The sequence below is a fragment of the Gemmatimonas sp. genome (assembly GCF_041689975.1).
Lineage (GTDB): Bacteria > Gemmatimonadota > Gemmatimonadetes > Gemmatimonadales > Gemmatimonadaceae > Gemmatimonas.
The window spans coordinates 1-17342 of sequence record NZ_JBDNFF010000221.1; the positions used below are offsets into that span (position 1 = coordinate 1).

The following is a 17342-nucleotide window of genomic DNA, read 5'->3' on the forward strand; positions in this document are numbered from 1 at the left end:
GCCGGCGCAACCGCGGCCGGCGCAACCGCAGCCGTGGTGCCGTTTGTGGCCGGAACCACGGCGCCCACAGGACGGGCACCGACCACGCCGAACATGAGAAGGTCGGCCGGCGGACCGGCCGGGGCCCGTCCGCGCGATCCACCGCGCGGAGCGACGCCACGGGCACCCATACCACGCGGTGCTTGCGGCAGCAGTGCCGCGGCCGCCTTGGCCTCGGCCTTCTGTGCATCGTCCACCGTCTTGAGCTGCTCCACGATCGACGCGGCATCGGCGGCACGAGCGACTTCGAAGTCGTTTCCACGACGACGGAGGTCGATCATGTTCGCGTCATGCGCGTCCTGCAGGATGCGCTCGAACATGCGTGCACTCAGCGACTCGCTGTCGCGGCCGAGGAGTTCGAACGCCTTCGTGCGCGCCGCGCTGGCGCTCGTCGCATCATCACCCTGCACCAGCGCTTCGACGGCGCGGCGCACGAGGTCGAACGCCTCGCTGCGGGTGAGACGCTCACCGCTGCTGCCGATGTGACCAGCCACCGCCGCACCGAAGCTCGGTACCGCCGTAGGCGTCGCGGCCACCGGCGCGATGAACACCGGAGCAACGACGGCACGAGCGGCCGACACGAAGGCGGGGACAACGGCGTCCGCCGCGCCATCGGCCGGCGCGACATCAGACGGCGCGGCGGCGTCGATCTCGACACGCGGTTCACGACCTTCACGATCGCGGGACCGATCGCGGCCACGGCCACGACGGTTGCGACCACGACTCGCTTCACGCTCACCTTCGCTGACGGCATCGGCCGCGGCGTCTACACCCGGCTCACCCGTCGCATCGGGTTTCGCCGGTACGTCGGCAACCGTGGTGTCGACGGTCGGCGTGAAGCCGGCCAACTCGGCCGCTTCTGCCGCATCATCGGCCGCATCATGCTCGGCGTCGGCCGCATCCCGCGCCATGTCAGGCACGTCGCCGTCCGCCGGCGTACGATCGAACCGATCGCGGCCACGGCCACGACGGCTACGGCGACCACGGCGTTCGTCGCGCTCACGATCGCTTTCTTCACGACGCGCTTCGGTCGGCGCGGCCGCACTCGGCGACGAAGCCGGAGCGATGCTGCCGTCCGGCGTATCGATCTCGAGCTGGCCGCTCTCGAGCTTCGTGACCTTCAGCAGCCCCTTGTGGGACGCGTCCTGCACGAAGCGCGAGAACTTCGGCATGCCGAGGTTCTTCTCGTCGAACGACGAGTCGATTTCCTGCATGACCTGCTTGAGACGGTCGGAGCGCATGACGTCGCCGTTGCGCTTCATGCGATTGACCGACTCGGTTACGAGCTCCCACGGATCCCAGCGGGTGGACTCGTCGTCGCCCGTCTTGGTGAGGCCGGCGAGCGCGTTGTACGAGTAATACTCGTCGCAGTTCATGACGAGCAGGTCGCTCGACGACTCGCGGATACCGACGCCGATCACGTACTTGCCGTATTCCTTGAGCTTGATGACCATGCTCGAGAAATCGGAGTCACCGGAGAGCAGCACGAAGGTGCCGATCTCGGGGCGCGTAAACACCAGTTCCATCGCGTCGATCGCGAGACGGATATCCGTCGCGTTCTTCTTCGACGAGCCGTACGCCGGCGCGAAGATCAGATCGATCGACGACTCGGTGAGCGGCACGATGTACTGCGGATAGCGACGCCAGTCGGCGTAGGCGCGGCGCACCGCGACCTTGCCCTTGACGATGTCCGACGAGAGGAGGTTGTTGAGCTCTCCCTGCAGGTCGGAGCGGATGCCCATCGTGACGTTGTCAAAATCGATGAGTAGCGCGGCGTTCGGTGCGTGGGCCGGCGGGGCCGCATTCGGGGAGGTCACCGGAGTGACGGCCTGCGGTCCACGATGGAACGGCGCGATGGTACGGGACGGTGCCGCACTGCGGGACCGGGTGTCATGTCGACTCATGTACTAGCCTGGATACAAAACGGAGTGATCGAGCGCGTTGCCATGCAGCGCCGAGGCGCTCATCGTCTTCGCACTCAGCGCGATTGCCCGCGCGAGTTCTCGCCGCCGCACTTTGCCACTTCCCGTCATGGGAAAGACATCGAAGAAGCGGACGAAATCGGGAACCTTGTCGGCCGCCATCGTTTCCTGGGCGAAGCGTTTGATCTCGCCGCCGGTGATGACTGCCCCTTCTACTGGCACGATGCACGCGCACACCAGCTCTCCCATGACATCATGGGGCACGCCGATCACGCACACGTCGTCCACTGCCGGATGCGCACGCAGACGATCCTCGAGTTCGCGCGGGTGGAGCTGCATGCCCCCGCGCGAAATCGTCTCCTGCCGCCGCCCGACGATCTTCACATAGCCATCCTCGTCGATGATCCCCAGATCACCGGTGAGGAAGAAACCGTCCGGCGTCATGACCTTGGCGGTCTCGGCCGGCATACGGAGGTAGCCCCGCATGAGATTGGAGCCGCGGACGGCGATCTCGCCGACCGCTTCGGGTCCGTGCAGCTCTCCCGTCACGAGATCCATCGCCATGATCTCGACGCCGGGAAGAGCGCAACCCACGGTGCTCAAACGACGTTCGTCGTTGTCGGCAACGCGGGTGATCGTGACGACAGGTCCGGTTTCCGTGAGGCCGTACGCCACGAGCACATCGCACCAGCGACGCACCCGGCGCACCAGCGCCTCGTCTACCGAACTGCCGGCAATGACGCCAGCTCGCAGCGACGTGAGTCGCGACGGGTCGAACGACTCCTCACGCATGAGGAGGTGATACTGCGTGGGCACGCCGTGCAGCACCGTGACCTTCGCGTCGGCGATGAGCGCGAGGGCGCGTGCCGGATCGAAGGACGGTTGCAGCACGATCGTCGCGCCACGTGCCATCGTGCCCAGCATGACGCCGAAGCCGAAGATGGCGAAAAACGGGACCGCGCCCAGCACGCGGTCGTCTGGCGAAATCTCGAGGATTTCCGCCACCCGTACCGCGTTTTCCACCAGCGCCCGGTGCGACAATGGCACGCCCTTGGGCTTGCCCATCGTTCCCGACGTGTACATGACGGCCAGGTCGGCCGTCTCGTCATACACCGCTGGACGCGGCACCGGTCGCCCGGTGCCGCTCGAGACGAGATCTTCGAACTGGAAGATCCGGTCGTCGTACCACAGATCCTCGTCGCCTACCGTGACCACATACTGGAGGTCGGGCAGATCGCCGAGCAATTCTTCGAAGCGCTGCAGAAAGTCCACGCCGCCCCATTTCTCGATGGTGACGACGGCACTCGCTTCGGCGTGTCGCAGCTGGTAGCGCAGATCATGAATGCTGAGCTGCGGACTGACCGGCACTACGACGGCGCCAAGCTTCGCGGCAGCCAACGTGGCGATGATCCACTCCACGCCGTTCGGCAGGTTGACCGCGATGCGATCGCCCGTGCCAAGTCCCAATTCGGAGAAAGCAGCAGCCAAGGAGGATGCATCGGCGTCCACCTGCTGATAGGTCCACGTCCGTTCACCATTCGTGGCGAGCACGCGTGCGGGATGCTCCTGCGCACGTTGCTCCACCAAGGGGGCTAAGGACCACGACGTTGCCATTCTACTCCGGGATCGGGTACAGCCACGTAAATTACCGACCATGAACGAGATGCGGAAGCCGACCGTTGACAAAAGCGGGTCGATCCCTCGGGAGGGCGCGGCCGAGAAACCCTCCCTCGAGCGCTCCCGTAGGGAGTTCCGTAGGGAACGGCGTCGGATCGCGCGTGCCGGTTTACGGGCGCCGTTCCGGTCTCGACTGTTTGCCATGCTCATCCTCTTCGCGCTCGTCCCCACGGTGGCGGTCACACTGGTGGGGGTCGGCACGGCCAGTCGGGCACTGTCCGTGTTGTCGGCCCGATCGGCTTGGGAGCGCATCGCGCTCAGCGGCGAGCAGGCGCTGGCCGCCACGCGGTCCGCACCGCTTACCACTGAGCAGCGGACCGCGGTGCAGCGACATGAAGCTGAGCTCCGTCAGTCGGTGGAGTTGGCGCGACGCTTCGATTTCGTCGCGGGACGCTCGATGCGGTTGGTAGTGGCTGGCGCGGTGCTGGTGGTCCTGCTGGTGGCGGTCGGTGCTTCGCGCGTGGCCGGCCATCTGAGTCGGCAGCTCAGCCGACCGCTCGATGAACTGGTAGGATGGACGGGACTGATCCGCACTGGGCGGTCGATCCCGGAGCAACCGGAGCGCCGCGGCGCGCCGGAATTCGAAGTACTCCGAACGGGGATGCGAACGATGGCACAGGAACTCGAAACGGGACGACAGCGGGCGCTCGAGGCCGAGCGCGCCGAGGCGTTCCGCGAGTCTGCCCGCCGGTTTGCGCATGAGCTCAAGAATCCACTCACGCCGATCCGCTTTGCGGTCGATCGGCTGCGGCGTTCGGTCCCCGAAGAGTTACGCGACACCGTGGAGGTACTTGCCCAAGAAGCCGCTCGTCTCGAAACGATGGCGAAGAGCTTTGCCCAGTTCGGCCGACTGCCCGACGGCCCTGCCGCCGACATCGATGTGTCGGAGCTGGTCACGCGCGTGGCGCGCTCCACGGTGCCCGAGCGACTCGTCGTGTCGATCGACTGCGACCACGCGCTCCCGCTGCTGCACGGCTTCCATGAACCGCTGGTCCGCGCCGTCACGAACGTGCTCATGAACGCCGTCGACGCCTGCGGTGCCACGGGGCACATCGACATCGGGATCCGCTACGCGGCGGCGCACCTCACGATCACCATCCGCGACAGCGGGTGCGGCATCGCACCCGACGCCCTCGCACGCATCTTCGACCCGTACGTGACCACGAAACCCGGCGGCACCGGTCTCGGTCTCGCGATTGCGCGCCAGACGATGGAAGCCCATCGAGGATCCATCGACGCCACGAGCATTGTCGGCGTCGGCACTACGATTTCGCTGCGCCTCCCGGTGCGGCGGCGCCCCGTGAAGACGGAGACATGATGCAGCAGTCGAATGCGCAGGCGACGCGCGGCGCGGATCAGACGCTACAGGCTGCAGGGAGAGAGGGGGTCGGCAACCGCTATATCACGATCTCCGACGGCGTGGTCGACATCGTTCAGGCGGGTGCGGCGATGATCGCCTTCATCGTGGTCGGCGGCCCGCTCGCTCGCTCGTGCGCGCGACGCATCGACAAGCGGACCGTTGCCACGTCCGCCGCCGTGCCATCGGAAGTCGTGCAGCGGCTCGCGGCGATCGAGCAGGCGGTGGATTCGGTCGCGGTGGAGGTTGAACGCATCAGTGAAGGACAGCGCTTCACGACGAAGCTGTTGTCGGATCGAACCAAGAGTGAGATGGAGCGCGCCGTATGAGTACGATGATGCAGCAAGGCACCAAGAGCGCGCCCCAGGCGCCACCAGCACCGCAGGCACCACCCGCAACGCAAGCACTACCAGCGCCGCAAGCACCAGCAGCGCCGCTCCCGCCGGGTACGATCGTGTTCACCGGTGACGGCAGCGGTGACAACGTGCACGTCAACGTGAAAGGCGGCAACGTGGTGCTCACGCAGGGCACCAACACCACGACCATTCCGCTCAACGAGGTCGTGCCGACGGGGCTGGTACAAATGTCCTGGGCGTTCGCCGCCTCCGCGATCGCCGTCTTCATCGGCTGGCCCATCGCGCGCGCCGTGGCGCGCTACCTCGATCGTCGCGGCCGTGCGGTACGCGCCGGTAACGTGCTCGAGGGGCAGCTGCAGCAACGATTCGATACCATGGAGCGCAACATCGACACCGTGGCCGTCGAGATGGAGCGGCTCAGTGAGGCGCAGCGATTCACGTCGAAGCTGCTGGCCGATCGCCCCGCGGTTGCGGTGCCGTTCGACACGAGCCACTAGCAAGGTACCGCGATGCCCAGCGTCCTCCTCGTCGACGACGAACCGAACATCCGACGCATGGTCGGCGCGTTGCTGAGCGCCGAAGGGTACGACGTGCGCGATGCCGCCGACGGGGTCACCGGGCTCGCGCTGGCGGAAGCCAACGAGCCGGATGTCGCGCTCGTGGACCTGATGATGCCGGGCGATCTCGATGGACTCGCGCTGCTGCAGAAGCTGCGCGAACGCCGGCCGGACATGCCCGTGGTCATGATGAGTGGACGCGCCGCGCTGACGGATGCGGTGCGCGCCACGAAACTCGGTGCCTTCACCTTTCTCGAGAAGCCACTCACTCCCGAGGGCGTGCTGCTCGCTCTCGCCTCGGCCTTCGAGCTGCGCCAGGCCCGGCGGGCTGCTGCCGCGCTGCGCGAGGATCTCGGCATCTCCGGCGAGATGGTGGGCGACTCGCCCGTCATGAATGACGTACGCGCCCTGATCGCGCGGATCGGGCCAACGGATGCCCGCGTGCTGATCACCGGTGAATCGGGTACCGGCAAGGAACTCGTGGCCGCCGCGTTGCACCTGGCGAGTCCGCGACGCGAACGCCCGTTCATTCGCGTAAATTGCGCGGCCATTCCGCGTGATCTCGTAGAGAGCGAGATGTTCGGCCACGAGCGCGGCGCCTTCACCGGCGCCACCGACCGCCGCCTTGGCCGCTTTGAACTCGCACATACCGGCACGCTCTTTCTCGACGAAGTCGGTGACCTCGGGGCGGAGGCGCAAGCCAAACTGCTGCGGGCCATCGAAGCGCGCGAAATCGAGCGCGTGGGCGGTGGCAAGCCGATCAAGATCGACGTGCGTATTCTCGCCGCCACGAATAAAGACCTCGCCCGTGCCGTCGCCGACGGCAGCTTTCGCGAGGATCTGTTCTTCCGGCTGAACGTCATTCCGATGCAGCTACCGCCACTGCGCGACCGACCGGGTGATCTGCCGGCATTGGTGCGGCATTTTTCAGCGCGCCATCGGACCCGCACCGGACGACCGCTCGTGCAGTGGCACGAGGATGCCCTCGGCGCGCTCAGTAGCTATCGCTGGCCCGGCAACGTGCGCGAGCTCGCGAACATCGTCGAACGACTGGCGATCCTGCATGCGGGCAGTGTGGTGGGTCGTGCCGAGGTGTTGCAGGTGCTCCCCACCGTGGCCACAGATCCTTTTAGTGTGCCATCCGGCAATACCGACGCGTACGCGGCCGAGGCGTTGCCCCCGCTGCCGTTGAGTGACGCGCTCGATGCCTATGAACGCCGACTGATCTCGGCCGCACTGGCGCAAAGCGACGGCAACGTGGCTGAAGCCGCACGTCGCTTGCAAACCGACCGGCCGAACCTGTATCGACGCATGCGCCGACTGGGCTTGGCGTCAGCCGGCGAGTGACGACGCCCGTTCAAACCTTTGGCGCACCCGGAGTGTCCGCCCTCGAATCGTGTATCGGGACGACACACCCGCTGTCCGCAATCGATGACGATCGCGTCCGGCTAGACACGCGCTGCACGCGGCGTCGCCATGCGCGTTTTATGACGGGAAACACCAAAACATCGGCGTGTGCGCGACGCGTGGTACATGACGTGCCCTTGGGGGCCGTGAACCTCAGCAGGAGAAACGAATGACGGCAGCCATGACCCGACGTGGTCAGGCACGGATGGCCCTTGCGGTGTTGGGTGTGGCGATGAGCACGATGCCGCTGGCCTCGGCGTTGGCCCAGCGTGATCGCGAACCGGACCAGCAAGGTGCCCGGCGGCTTGGCGGCGTTCCGCGCGAGGTGGCGCTCGAGGTCACATCAGTGTGGAACGCACCCGCGACCCGGCGCGTGCGTGGGGACTTTGCGCTCGCCCCTATGGATACGGTGCGCGGCGATCTGGCAGTGCTCGGTGGCCGCGTACGTCTGGCCGGCGTGGTGACGGGACAGGTAGTGGTGCTGAATGGCGATGCCACGTTGATCGATGGCGCGCGGATCGAACGCGCGCTGACGGTGATCGGCGGTACGTTCGAATCGCCCGAGCAGCCGAATGTCGGCGGCGAAATTCGCGTGTGGAGCGCAGCGTATCGCTACCACGAGGTGGGTGACACGCTGGTGGCCGAACTCGACTTCTTTTCCCGCTGGTCGCGCTGGATGCGCGACGACGAACGCGATAGCGGCGGCAGCATGAACAGTAACCTGCTGGTCACGACCGCGCACACATACAATCGCGTGGAAGGGCTACCGATTTACGTAGGCCCGCGCTTCAGTGCCCGCAGTGGCGACACGCGTGTACGGACCGAACTGGTCGGCATCTTCCGTACTGGCGACGCGCTCACCTGGAAGCGCGAAAACCTCGGCCACCGCGCACTGTTCGAAGTGCGGCAGGGCAACAAGGCCGGCGTGGCGCTTGGCGGACGTCTGTTCGATGAAGTCGACGCCGTCGAGAAGTGGCAGCTCACCGAGAGCGAAGTGGGGCTAAACACCTTTCTGTTTTCGCGCGACTATCGCGACTACTGGCAGCGTCACGGTGGTCAGGGGTACGTGAGCCTGTTCGCCGGGCGCGGGTCGGAATTGAGGGCGTCGTACGGCGAAGAGCGTTGGAGCTCGCGCCGCGCGCGCAACGTGCTCTCGATCGTGAACGACAACGTCCCGTGGCGCGTGAACCCGCTGGCCGACGAAGGCGTGATGAAGCTGCTCACCGTGTCGGGCACTTTCGACACGCGCAACAGCCCCAAGGACCCGCGCGCCGGATGGTATCTGCGCGGTGAGTACGAACATGGAGACGGACGGTTGATTCGCGCCGGGACATCCGTCTTGCGCGTCGAGGGGGAGGAGCAGGCGGCCGCGTACTCACGCGCGCTGCTCGACCTGCGTCGCTACAACCGATTGGGACCCAACGCCTCGCTCAATATGCGTGCGGTGGTGGGCGGGTGGATCGACGGTGACCCCTTGCCGGCGCAGCGCAGATTCTCGGTGAGTGGTATCGATGCGCTCCCCGGCTTCGACTTCCGTCGTCAGCTGAACGACACCGACGTGGGCACCTGCGCGGTCGGCAACGAACAGTCGTATGCTGCGCGCGGCCGACCGTCACTGTGCGATCGTATGGCGCTGCTGCAGATCGAATGGAAGGGCGACTTTCGCATCAACCTGTTTGGCAACGACGAGGACATCGGCGATCGCCGTTGGGTGTTCAGCCGCGTGAAGGCCGATGGCGCGTGGGTCGTGTTCGCGAACTCGGGCCGCGGATGGCTGGTGGGTCCGCGCGACATCGACAATCTCCTCTACCCCAAGGGTTCCGTGCCCGACATCAAATCGTGGCGCACTGATCTTGGCGGCGGTTTCGATTTCGGAAATTTCGGCGTGTACGTCGCGCAGGCGGTTTCGGAAAGCGGCTTGTCTCCGAATGTCTACATGCGGCTCAGTCGCCGCTTCTGATTCATGTCATCGATCATTTGATGCGCTCGGATTCGCCGACAGCGTCGCCATCGGTGCGGACACTGCTCGCCATCCTGCTGCTCTTGTTTGGAGCGGGCGGGACGGCGTCGGCGCAGTCGCGTCCGGAGATCGACATCCGTGTGGCGCCCACATCGTTTCCACCGCAGGTGGCGGTGCGCGGTGTGCTGACCGAGAAGCCGTTCGACGAACTGCTGCGCAGCGGTTTCCGCGCGCGCCTGCATGTGCAAGCCGAGGTGTGGACGATCGGTCGCTGGTTCGACGACGTGCTCGGTCGTGTGGAATGGGACATCGTGGTGCGCTATGACGCGATCGATCGCACCTACGACGTGGCCCGCTTCGTGGAGGGGCGCGCGTTGCCGCTGGGCAGCTACGTGCGATTCTCCGACGCACGCGCGGCCAGCGAGTTGCCGTATCTCCCCGCGCTCGCCCCGCCACCACGCGGGCGCAAGAGCTACGTGGCAGTACAGGCCGAATTGCAGACGCTCGACGTGAGCGATCTCGACGAACTCGAGCGCTGGCTCCGCGGCGAAGCGTCGCCGGCGGTGCGAGGGAAGCGCAGCCCGGGCACCGCGCTGACGCGCGGCCTCCGGTCGTTGGCGAGCCGTGTGCTGGGTGGTGAAGTCCGACGGCTCGAGGCGAAGAGTCCCGCCGTAGTCTACTGATCAGGTCGCGAGAACGGCGCCTTCGATCTTCTCGAGCTCGCGCAGGGTCTCTTCACCGTAAAACACCTTGATGTACTGCGCCTGAATCGGCGTCAGCCGCCGGACCGCCCAGCTGAGGTGCACGAAGTGCGGCTCCGATGGGGCGTGCAGCGGCGTCATACCGATCTCGTTCGGCATGCGATTGGCTTTCCTGGTGTTGCAGCTACTGCAGGCCGTCACCACGTTCGTCCACTCGTTCGATCCGCCGCGCGAGATCGGGATCAAGTGATCGCGCGTGAGTGACTCACGAGGCTTGAGCTCCGAGGAGCGGCGCCCACAGTACTGGCATTGGTAGTCATCGCGCGCGAACAGAAACGTGTTCGTGACCTGTCGGCGGAATCGCCGCGGTACGTGCACGAAACGGGTCAGGCGAATGACCGCCGGGCGCGGGAAGGCTTGTCGTTCGGAGCGCACGGGCATACCCGTGTCGGCCTCGACGATTTCCGCTTTGCCGTCGATCACCAACCGCAATGCTCGCCGCAGCGGCACCATGGTCAAGGGTTCATACGACGCATTCAGTGCAAGACATCCCGCGATCACGCCCTACCCTCCACTCAACAGTGTTAAGGTCGATGGGTCCGCTACATGAAGAGTATCATATGGTGGAAGCCTGTCGCCACTGATGCAGGCGATCGCGCCAGGCTTCGACGCGTAACGGTAAGGTTTCGTCGCGCCGGGTAACGATTCCGTGCAGGACCAGCTCACAGCCTTGTACCGTCACGAGTGTGGCTTCCACCTTGCCGGCCAACGCGTGTACCAGCGCTACCGCCGGATCGAAGAGCGGCTGCGCATCGTCGTGATCCAGTGGGAAGGCCGCCAGATCGGCGTCCTTGCCTACCTCGAGCGTACCAACGCGAGATCCCAACCCCAGCGCGTCAGCGCCGCCCCGCGTGGCGAGCGCCAGCGCCGCGTGCGCGGACAGGGCATCGGGCGTACCCGCCCGCAGAGAGTGCAAGAGTGTGGCCTGCCGTGCCTCGCCCAACAGATCCATGCGATCGTTGCTGGCCACCGAGTCGGTGCCAAGACCGACGCGGATGCCGTAGGCGAGCATACGGTCGAGCGGCGCGATGCCGTGGCCGAGTTTCGCGTTGGAAATCGGACAGTGCACGATGCTCGCGCCGGCATCGGCAATGCGTTGCATGTCCCGATCGTCGGCCTGAATCACATGAATGAGCAGGGGCTGCGCCGCCAGCACACCGGCCGCCTCGAGCAGCGCTATCGGCGATTCAGCCTGGGGAGCCACGACGATATCCCGCGCCCGCAGTCGGTCGGCGAACGGCCCCACGCCATCGCGCACGAACAGCATCTCGGCCGGACTCTCCGCCACGTGCACCGCCATCGGCAGTGACTCGCGCCGCGACAACGCGGCCGTCGCGGCGAACAGGTCACGCGATACCGTGTAGGGCGCGTGCGGCGATACCCCCACCCGCACGAGTGCGGTGTCCTGCGCGCGAGCCGCGCGCACGCGGGCCTCGAGTTGGGCAATCGCCCCGTCACACTGTGCGGGATCCGGGCCGAAGACTTCCAGATACCCCACCCCCCGCACGCCGTACTCGCGCATCGCGGTGAGCGGCGCACCGGAGTCGGTGGTGTCGGCGAGACAGGTGATGCCGTTGCGCAGCGCCTCACGAATGCCGGCCCGCGACGCATCGAGCAGCACGTCGTCGCTCATGAAATCACGTCGGACGGTTGTGAGCGTGGCCAGCCAATCGCGGAAGTCGAGCCCTTCGAGAAAACCGCGCAGCAGCGTGAGTTCGAGATGTGAGTGCGCGTTCACCAGCCCTGGCATGAGCGCCGCGTTGCCCAATGGCACCGTGCGTACGGCGCCTGGCGCGACGGTCACGGCACTCGCGGCGCCCACGAACTCGATGCGTCCATCATGCACCAGCACTGCACCATCGCGGATCGGCGCCGACGAGATCGGCAGCACCCAGTCCGCGGTGTACAGCGTGCGCGCCATCACAGTGACATCACGGCGGCGGAATCTTGAACGGGTTGGCCGAGTCCGCCTTGGCGCGCAGCTTCGCTGCGCTGTCGCTCGAGAGCAGCGACGGCGGCCCCGCATCGGTGCACGTACCTGTGGGCTCGGTGCCCTGCACGAAGAACTCGGAGGCGAGAGCGGTCATGCAACTGCTGTTCGCGAGACGGCCGCTGAGCGCATCGATCTCGCGCACGACCACCCCATCGGGACGCGGCCAGTCGGGCGGCTGCGGCTTGCGACGATAGACCTCGGTCATGAACGACGCCCACGCCGGCGACGCCAGTTCACCGCCCTGCGCATTCGCCTTGATCTTCTGCGGCTTGTCGAAGCCCATCCAGACGCCGGCCACCAAGTCGGCCGTGTAGCCGATGAACCAGACGTCGGCCCCGTCGTTCGTGGTGCCCGTCTTGCCGCCGGCCGGCACGTGGAAGCCCGAACTCCAGACACGCGCGCCGGTCCCGCGCACGACCACATCTTTCATCATGCTCACCATCAGCCACGCCTCTTCCGGTGAGAGCACGGCCTCGCGCTCCGTGGTGGGCTGCCAGACCACCTTCCCGTCAGCGTTCTCCACCTTGAGAATGGCGTGCGGTGTCGTACGCAAGCCGAGGTTGGCGAACACGGAGTAGGCCGCGATCATCTGCACCGGATATACGTCGGCCGAACCGATGAAGATCGACGGATACGGGGGAATCGGCGTGCTGATGCCGAAGCGCCGCGCCATCGAGATCACGCTGCCCGCACCGACCGCCATGCCGGTGCGGATCGCCGCCAGATTGCGCGACTGATACAGCGCTTTCCGCAGGGGGATGTTGCCCTGGAACTTCATGTCATAGTTCTGCGGCGTCCACGTCTCGCCGCTCACCTGCTCGAGCGAGATGGGCGAGTCGTCCACGATTTGTGCAGGGCTGAAGCCTTCGTGCACTGCGGTGGCGTACACGATCGGCTTGAACGTGGAGCCGGGCTGACGCAGCGCCTGCACCGCACGATTGAACTTCGAGTCGCCGAAGTCGCGGCCACCGACCATCGCCCGCACCGCACCGCTACGCGGATCGACGGCCACAAACGCGCCCTGCAGGTATGGCGAATTGGCCGCTCCGCGCTCGCCGCCCTCGGCCGAACGCGCGAGGTACGCTTCGTACGTCAGGTGCGAGTACTTGCCGTGCCGTCCCGCCTCGATGGCCTGCAGCTGGTTCTCGAGCGCGCGTTCGGCAGCGCCCTGCATGTCGACATCGAGCGACGTGTAGACCTTGAGACCTTCGTCGTAGAGCCGCTTGCCGAAGTGTTGCTCGAGCTCCTGTCGCACCCACTCCACGAAGTACGGCGCCACGTCACCCGACTCCGTGCGTTCGGCCAACTGCAGTGGGTAGGCCTTGGCGAGCGACGCATCGGCGTTGTTGATGGCGCCCTCGCGGCGCATCAGTTCGAGCACCGTATTGCGACGCAGGATGGCGCGATCCGCGAAACGGCGCGGGTTGTAGCGTTCAGGGCCCTTGAGCAACCCCGCCAGCACGGCCGCTTCGGCCACACTGACCTCGCGCACCGGCTTCCCGAAATAGCGCTGAGCGGCAGTTTCCACGCCGTACGCGCCGTTGCCGAGGTACACCTGATTCAGGTAGAGCTCGAGAATCTTGTCCTTGGTGTAACGCTGCTCGATGGCGCGGGCCACGCGCGCTTCCTTGATCTTGCGCAGCAGCGTCTTCTCGCGGGAGATGCGGTCGGAGAAGACGTTGCGGGCCAGCTGCATCGTGATCGTCGAAAAGCCCTGCACATAGCTGCCGGCCTTCACGTTGCGAGCGAGCGCACCGAACACGCGATAGTAGTCGATCCCGGAGTGCGAATAAAAACGGCGGTCTTCCGTAATGACGACCGCATCACGCACATGCTTGGGGATATCCTGCAGCCGGACCAGTGTGCGGCGCTCGAGACCGAGCTCCGTGATGAAGCGGCCGTCGGCGGCGTAGACTTTGGAGGTCTGGCGGGGCACATACTGCTCGAGCGAGGCGATCGACGGACAGCGCCCATCGCGGCAGATGACGCCCCAGGCGCCAAGCAGCCCGCCGGCACCGACCATGCCGCCGAAAATCCCAGCCACGAGCAGCCACCCCAGCCACGGGCGCCGCGAAAGAACGGAGGAGAGAGCCATAGATTAGTTGAAGGCTACCCGCTCGCACGGGGGCGCGCCAAGAGCCGAACCGGCGATACCTTGTGAGAATGTCCGAGCCATCATCCCCCATTTCCGAACTCGCCTGGCGCGAGCTGCTGTTCCAGCACACCGAGGGCCTCCCGGCCGCCTTTGCAGCGGGACCGGTCACCGGCTACTGCGGATTCGACCCGACGGCGTCCAGCCTGCACGTGGGCAACCTCGTCCCGGTCATGGGACTCGTACACCTGCAAAGGGCCGGCCACCGGCCCATCGCGCTGGTGGGCGGTGGCACGGGCATGATCGGCGACCCGAGCGGCCGCAGCAGTGAACGGACGCTGCAGACGCTGGAGACGATCGCCGAGAACGCCGACGCGATCCGGTTACAGCTGGCGAAGTTCCTCGACTTCGAAGGACCGAACGCTGCCAAACTGCTGAACAACGCCGACTGGCTCGCCAAGCTGTCGCTGCTCGATTTCCTGCGCGATACGGGCAAGCATTTCTCGATCAACTACATGCTGGCGAAAGACTCCGTGAAGTCGCGCCTCGAGAGCGGGCTGTCGTTCACGGAATTCTCGTACATGCTGCTGCAGGCTCACGACTTCCTCGAGTTGCATCAGCGCGAAGGCGTGACGCTGCAGATCGGCGGCAGCGATCAGTGGGGCAATATCACGGCCGGACTCGAGCTGATTCGCCGCACTTCCGGTGGTGACGTCAACGCGCTGACCTTCCCGCTCATCACCAACGCCGACGGGTCGAAATTCGGCAAGAGCACCGGTGGCGGTTCGGTGTGGCTCGATCCGGCGCGCACGTCGCCGTACAAGTTCTATCAGTTCTGGATCGGCGCCGACGACCGGGACGCGTCGCGCTACCTGCGCTTCTTCACGCTACTCGACCGCGATACGATCGAAACGCTCGATCAGGCGGTACGATCGGCACCCGAGAAGCGCGAAGCGCAGCGTACGCTGGCCACCGAGGTGACCACGCGGGTCCACGGCGCGGACGCGGCGCGGGTAGCGCAGGAAGTGTCGGCGCTGCTGTTCGAGAAGGCCGACCCGCAGGGGCTGTCCGACGCGGCGCTCGAGGCGCTCCGTGTCGAGATTCCCTTCGCGACGTACGCTGCGGCGACGGATGGTCCAGCGCTGTCCGACGGGATTGATGTATACGAGTGTCTGACGGCGCTCGGCGTGGCCGCATCGCGCGGCGCGGCGAAACGGCTGCTCGAACAGGGTGGCGTCAGCATCAACGGCACGAAGCTGTCGGCCGCCGATCGTCTGATCGGTGAAGACCGCCTGCTGCGCGGCCGTCATCTGCTGCTCAAGAAGGGCGCACGCGAATTTGGGCTGGTGCAGGTCCCGTAGGTCTCCCGCCTTCCGAGTAACCAACCGCATGGACAAGTCGAAGCTCCCGAGTCGTCGCACAACCGTAGGCCCCGAGCGTGCGCCGCACCGCTCGTACTACTACGCGATGGGCCTCGACGAAGCACAGATCGCGCAGCCGATCGTCGGTGTCGTCTCCAGCTGGAACGAAGCGGCACCGTGCAACATCTCGCTGCGCCGACAGGCGGCCGCCGCCAAACGCGGCGTCGCGGCGGCGGGCGGAACACCGCGTGAGTTCACCACGATCACCGTGACCGACGGCATCGCGATGGGGCATGCCGGTATGAAGTCGTCGCTGGTGAGCCGCGAAACGATTGCCGACTCGGTCGAGCTCACGGTGCGCGGTCACACCTACGATGCGCTGGTGGCCATCGGCGGCTGCGACAAGACGCTGCCCGGACTGATGATGGCGATGGTGCGGCTCGACGTGCCGTCGGTGTTCCTGTACGGCGGATCGATCATGCCAGGTCGGTATCAGGGACGCGACGTGACGGTGCTCGACGTGTTCGAAGGCGTGGGCAAACACTCCGCCGGCACGATGACGCTCGAGGAGCTCACGGCGCTCGAGAAAGTCGCCTGCCCCGGCGCCGGCTCCTGCGGCGGACAGTACACCGCCAACAGCATGGCGTATGTGTCGGAAGCCATCGGTCTGGCGTTGCCCGGCTCGGCGAGTCCACCGGCGGTGCTCGAGTCACGAGACGTGTACGCCGAACGCTCCGGCGAAGCGGTCATGCGGCTGCTGCGCGAGGGCCCGCGCCCACGCCAGATCGTGACGCGCAAATCGCTTGAAAATGCCGCGGCGGTGGTGGCCGCGACCGGCGGCAGCACGAATGCCACGCTGCATCTGCCGGCGCTCGCTCACGAAGCCGGTATCGTGTTCGACCTGTTCGATGTGGCCGAAGTGTTCGCGCGCACACCGCTGTTGGCCGACCTCAAGCCGGGCGGCAAGTATCTCGCGAAGGATGTGCACGACATCGGCGGCGTGTCGATCATTCTCAAGGCGTTGCTCGACGGCGGCTATCTGCACGGCGATTGCATCACGGTCACCGGCCGCACGCTGGCTGAGAATCTGGCCGACGTCGTGATCCCTGAGGATCAGGATGTCGTGATGCCGGTCTCGCGCGCCCTCTCGATGACGGGTGGTCTGATGGGCATGCGCGGCAACCTCGCGCCCGACGGGGCGATCGTGAAGGTGGCCGGCTTGCACACGCGCGTGTTCAGCGGGCCGGCGCGCGTGTTCGACAGCGAGGAAGACGCGTTCTCAGCCGTGACCGAACGACGCTACCAAGCCGGCGATGTGATCATCATCCGCTACGAAGGACCGCGCGGCGGTCCCGGCATGCGCGAAATGCTGTCCACGACGTCAGCGATCTACGGGCAGGACATGGGCGACAAAGTCGCGCTCATCACCGACGGCCGGTTCAGCGGCGCCACGCGTGGGTTGTGCATCGGTCACGTGGGCCCCGAGGCGGCGCTGGGCGGACCGATAGGCCTTCTGCGCAACGGGGACATCATCGACATCGACTCAATCGCGGGAACGATGTCGGTGCGGCTGTCCGACGAGGAACTCGCCGCGCGCCGTACCGTGTGGGAGCCACGACGCCACAACTTCCAGTCGGGTGCGATCTGGCGTTACGCGCAGACGGTGAGTCCGGCGCGCTACGGAGCGGTCGTGCACCCGGGCGCGGCGGCGGAGACGCACAATTACATGGATTCGTAGTCGGGTTCTGACGGTGGTGAACGGCGAATACCCTAGGAAGCAGGGGTGAGGCTATCAGGACGGAGGAAGCAGGTCGCGTTTCCCTGCCTCCTTCCCCCTGAAACCCTCCTGCCTGCTTCCTA

The 17342-nt window shown here is 66.1% G+C and carries 13 protein-coding genes; 8 read left to right on the top strand and 5 right to left on the bottom strand.

Features of this window, described 5'->3' with window-relative positions; genetic code table 11:
- Both ACESNG_RS13845 and ACESNG_RS13850 read right to left on the bottom strand, forming a co-directional pair.
- Positions 1–1856, bottom strand: a 1856-nt coding sequence (locus tag ACESNG_RS13845; RefSeq protein ID WP_373060994.1) for an NYN domain-containing protein, incomplete at its 3' end; no start/stop codon positions are given.
- 90 nt (positions 1857–1946) lie between these two features.
- Entirely contained in the window at positions 1947–3575 is a 1629-nt protein-coding gene (locus ACESNG_RS13850) for a class I adenylate-forming enzyme family protein (RefSeq protein ID WP_373060995.1), read from the bottom strand.
- Positions 3576–3780: 205 nt separating this feature from the next.
- Here ACESNG_RS13850 and ACESNG_RS13855 point away from each other — a divergent pair, with 205 nt between their 5' ends.
- The 6 genes from ACESNG_RS13855 to ACESNG_RS13880 all read left to right on the top strand — a co-directional run bounded on the left by ACESNG_RS13855 (position 3781) and on the right by ACESNG_RS13880 (position 9958).
- Positions 3781–4956, top strand: a complete 1176-nt coding sequence (locus ACESNG_RS13855) for a PAS domain-containing sensor histidine kinase (protein WP_373060996.1) — start codon at positions 3781–3783, stop codon at positions 4954–4956.
- Positions 4953–5324 carry a hypothetical protein gene (locus ACESNG_RS13860; RefSeq protein ID WP_373060997.1) on the top strand — a complete coding sequence of 124 codons (372 nt, stop codon included), beginning with the start codon at positions 4953–4955 and terminating at the stop codon, positions 5322–5324. Before ACESNG_RS13855 ends, ACESNG_RS13860 begins: the two co-directional genes overlap by 4 nt.
- Positions 5321–5848 (top strand): hypothetical protein, encoded by a 528-nt coding sequence (locus ACESNG_RS13865; RefSeq protein ID WP_373060998.1) that lies wholly within the window; start codon positions 5321–5323, stop codon positions 5846–5848. Before ACESNG_RS13860 ends, ACESNG_RS13865 begins: the two co-directional genes overlap by 4 nt.
- A gap of 12 nt (positions 5849–5860) precedes the next feature.
- Positions 5861–7255: a sigma-54-dependent transcriptional regulator gene (locus tag ACESNG_RS13870; protein WP_373060999.1), complete on the top strand. Its 1395-nt coding sequence runs from the start codon at positions 5861–5863 to the stop codon at positions 7253–7255.
- A gap of 229 nt (positions 7256–7484) precedes the next feature.
- On the top strand, positions 7485–9275 hold the full coding sequence (locus ACESNG_RS13875; RefSeq protein WP_373069439.1) for a hypothetical protein: 1791 nt from the start codon (positions 7485–7487) through the stop codon (positions 9273–9275).
- A 20-nt stretch (positions 9276–9295) separates the two neighbouring features.
- Positions 9296–9958 (top strand): hypothetical protein, encoded by a 663-nt coding sequence (locus ACESNG_RS13880; protein WP_373064664.1) that lies wholly within the window; start codon positions 9296–9298, stop codon positions 9956–9958.
- Here the strand turns inward: ACESNG_RS13880 and ACESNG_RS13885 are convergent, their stop codons facing one another.
- From ACESNG_RS13885 to ACESNG_RS13895, 3 genes are all read right to left on the bottom strand, one after another.
- The gene (locus ACESNG_RS13885) at positions 9959–10489 is read right to left on the bottom strand and encodes an HNH endonuclease (protein WP_373064673.1); all 531 of its coding nucleotides are present in this window, start codon (positions 10487–10489) and stop codon (positions 9959–9961) included. It abuts the gene before it with no gap.
- A gap of 103 nt (positions 10490–10592) precedes the next feature.
- Positions 10593–11957 (bottom strand): amidohydrolase family protein, encoded by a 1365-nt coding sequence (locus ACESNG_RS13890; RefSeq protein ID WP_373064666.1) that lies wholly within the window; start codon positions 11955–11957, stop codon positions 10593–10595.
- A gap of 10 nt (positions 11958–11967) precedes the next feature.
- Positions 11968–14124 (bottom strand): penicillin-binding protein 1A, encoded by a 2157-nt coding sequence (locus ACESNG_RS13895; RefSeq protein WP_373064668.1) that lies wholly within the window; start codon positions 14122–14124, stop codon positions 11968–11970.
- Positions 14125–14192: 68 nt separating this feature from the next.
- Here ACESNG_RS13895 and tyrS point away from each other — a divergent pair, with 68 nt between their 5' ends.
- Positions 14193–15482, top strand: a complete 1290-nt coding sequence (tyrS, locus tag ACESNG_RS13900; protein ID WP_373069441.1) for a tyrosine--tRNA ligase — start codon at positions 14193–14195, stop codon at positions 15480–15482.
- Between the two features lie 28 nt (positions 15483–15510).
- Complete coding sequence (ilvD, locus tag ACESNG_RS13905; protein ID WP_373064671.1) at positions 15511–17220, top strand: dihydroxy-acid dehydratase; 1710 nt, start codon at positions 15511–15513, stop codon at positions 17218–17220.
- Positions 17221–17342 lie beyond the last annotated feature (122 nt).

What these genes read in the sequence shown, in the direction of transcription:
- ACESNG_RS13875 (WP_373069439.1), top strand. Translation starts at nt 7,485, where the DNA reads ATGACGGCAGCCATGACCCGACGTGGTCAGGCACGGATGGCCCTTGCG.
- ACESNG_RS13890 (WP_373064666.1), bottom strand. Translation starts at nt 11,957, where the DNA reads ATGGCGCGCACGCTGTACACCGCGGACTGGGTGCTGCCGATCTCGTCG.
- ACESNG_RS13855 (WP_373060996.1), top strand. Translation starts at nt 3,781, where the DNA reads ATGCTCATCCTCTTCGCGCTCGTCCCCACGGTGGCGGTCACACTGGTG.
- ACESNG_RS13885 (WP_373064673.1), bottom strand. Translation starts at nt 10,489, where the DNA reads ATGGTGCCGCTGCGGCGAGCATTGCGGTTGGTGATCGACGGCAAAGCG.
- ilvD (WP_373064671.1), top strand. Translation starts at nt 15,511, where the DNA reads ATGGACAAGTCGAAGCTCCCGAGTCGTCGCACAACCGTAGGCCCCGAG.
- ACESNG_RS13860 (WP_373060997.1), top strand. Translation starts at nt 4,953, where the DNA reads ATGATGCAGCAGTCGAATGCGCAGGCGACGCGCGGCGCGGATCAGACG.
- ACESNG_RS13850 (WP_373060995.1), bottom strand. Translation starts at nt 3,575, where the DNA reads ATGGCAACGTCGTGGTCCTTAGCCCCCTTGGTGGAGCAACGTGCGCAG.
- ACESNG_RS13880 (WP_373064664.1), top strand. Translation starts at nt 9,296, where the DNA reads ATGCGCTCGGATTCGCCGACAGCGTCGCCATCGGTGCGGACACTGCTC.
- ACESNG_RS13870 (WP_373060999.1), top strand. Translation starts at nt 5,861, where the DNA reads ATGCCCAGCGTCCTCCTCGTCGACGACGAACCGAACATCCGACGCATG.
- ACESNG_RS13865 (WP_373060998.1), top strand. Translation starts at nt 5,321, where the DNA reads ATGAGTACGATGATGCAGCAAGGCACCAAGAGCGCGCCCCAGGCGCCA.
- ACESNG_RS13895 (WP_373064668.1), bottom strand. Translation starts at nt 14,124, where the DNA reads ATGGCTCTCTCCTCCGTTCTTTCGCGGCGCCCGTGGCTGGGGTGGCTG.
- tyrS (WP_373069441.1), top strand. Translation starts at nt 14,193, where the DNA reads ATGTCCGAGCCATCATCCCCCATTTCCGAACTCGCCTGGCGCGAGCTG.